Source organism: Micromonospora sp. SL1-18 (assembly GCF_047921505.1).
Taxonomy (GTDB): domain Bacteria; phylum Actinomycetota; class Actinomycetes; order Mycobacteriales; family Micromonosporaceae; genus Micromonospora.
The window spans coordinates 1-328 of record NZ_JBLROA010000248.1 but is presented as its reverse complement, the minus strand read 5'-3'; the positions used below and the strand labels follow the sequence as shown (position 1 = coordinate 328).

Genomic DNA, 328 nt, shown 5'->3' with positions numbered 1-328 from the left:
GTCGAGGATCGCCCGGTTCAGTCCGGCCTTCGCGGCCACGTTGGTGCCGGGCTCGGTGATGGTGCCTTTCGCGGTGGCGGTCATGGCCTTGATGTGGAGGCGTTCGAGCTTGACGACCGCGTGCTGGGCGCAGAGCCGGTTAGTGGCCCACGCCACGAAGTCACGACGCCGGTTACGGATCTTCGCCTCGCTCCGGGCGATCGCCGCACGGACCTTACGGGCACGGTTGGAGGTCTTCGCGCCGTGGTTGCGGCGGGTGGTCTCCTGCCGGCCGGCCTTCGACTTGAGTCGGGCCAGGTCGCGTTCCTGGCCCGAGGTGGTGAAGGCG

The 328-nt window shown here is 69.2% G+C and carries 1 protein-coding gene; it reads right to left on the bottom strand.

Annotated elements, in window-relative coordinates:
- On the bottom strand, positions 1-328 hold a 328-nt coding region (locus tag ACNAW0_RS30805; RefSeq protein ID WP_416291549.1), incomplete at both ends, for a hypothetical protein.